This window comes from Streptomyces sp. NRRL WC-3549 (genome assembly GCF_000721935.1).
In the GTDB taxonomy this organism is placed as follows: domain Bacteria; phylum Actinomycetota; class Actinomycetes; order Streptomycetales; family Streptomycetaceae; genus Streptomyces.
In genome coordinates this window covers 131,845-133,023 of sequence record NZ_KL585423.1, presented here as the reverse complement: position 1 = coordinate 133,023, position 1,179 = coordinate 131,845, and the positions used below count along the sequence as shown (strand labels likewise).

Genomic DNA, 1,179 nt, shown 5'->3' with positions numbered 1-1,179 from the left:
CGGGTCCGCAGCGGCGAGCCGATGCCGTCGAAGCCGACGACCAGGTCCCACCGGGCGGACGATCCGTCGGACAGGACCACCTCGACGCCGGAACCGTCGTCGGACAGCTCGGTGACGGTCGTACCGAAGCGGATCGCGACCCCGGCCGCATGGGCGGCCTCGCCCAGTACCTCGGCGAGGGCGGGGCGCGGTATGCCGTTGTTGGAGGGGGCGTCGTCCATCCGGGGCTGCGGGATCTCGGCGAGGGTGGTGCCGGCCGGGTCGCAGATGGTCAGCACCTCCCACTCGTAGCCGACCGCGAGGCACGCGTCGAGCACACCGATCTCCCGCATGACGTGGAGGGCGTTGGACGGCTGGATGATGCCGACGCCGAGCGCGTCCAGTTCGTCACGGAGTTCGGCGACCTCGACGGTGTGCCCGCGCCGGGCGAGCGCGACGGCGAGGGTCAGCCCGCCGATGCCGCCACCGTGGACCAGGACACGCAGAGGGGTTGTCATCTTGGGTTCTCTCCAGGCGAGAAGACGGGAATGGGGTGAAGGAGGAGGCGGGCGCCGGTCAGCCGACCGCCGCGGGCAGGCTCATCAGGTGGTCGACCAGGGCCAGCAGCACGTCCCGCCCGAACGGCCGCAGACGGACGTCACCGATCAGCAGCGGGACGTGCGGGTCCAGGTCGAGCGCGGCCCGGATCTCCTCCGGCGTACGGGTGTTGTGCCCGTGGAAGCAGTTGATCGCCACCACGAAGGGGATGTCCCGGCTCTCGAAGAAGTCGATCGAGGCGAAACTGGTGTCGAGCCTGCGGGTGTCGGCGATCACGACCCCGCCGAGCGCGCCGTTGACCAGGTCGTTCCACATGAACCAGAAGCGTTCCTGGCCGGGCGTGCCGAAGAGGTAGACCACCAGTTCAGGGCTGACCGTGATGCGGCCGAAGTCCAGGGCGACGGTGGTCGTGTCCTTCTGGCCGACACCCGCCAGGTCGTCGACACCGATGCTCGCCTTGGTGAGGTACTCCTCGGTGCGCAGCGGGGCGACCTCGCTGACGGCTCCCACCAGGGTGGTCTTGCCGACGCCGAAACCGCCGGCGATGAGGATCTTGACGGCGGAAGGCGCCGTCTGGCTGGTTGTCATCTCGGTTCAGAGTCTCCGGAGTCCGTCACGTACGGCGGCCAGCAGGCCCATGTC

The 1,179-nt window shown here is 69.6% G+C and carries 2 protein-coding genes; both read right to left on the bottom strand.

What is annotated here, in order from left to right:
- The coding region (locus IH13_RS0126985; RefSeq protein WP_031088581.1) for an FAD-dependent monooxygenase at positions 1 to 497 on the bottom strand (497 nt) is incomplete at its 3' end.
- 58 nt (positions 498 to 555) lie between these two features.
- Positions 556 to 1,125 carry a GTP-binding protein gene (locus IH13_RS0126980; protein WP_031088580.1) on the bottom strand — a complete coding sequence of 190 codons (570 nt, stop codon included), beginning with the start codon at positions 1,123 to 1,125 and terminating at the stop codon, positions 556 to 558.
- Positions 1,126 to 1,179: the final 54 nt, after the last annotated feature.

Excerpts from the sequence above, each read along its gene's own strand:
- IH13_RS0126980 (WP_031088580.1), bottom strand. The coding sequence starts at position 1,125 with ATGACAACCAGCCAGACGGCGCCTTCCGCCGTCAAGATCCTCATCGCC.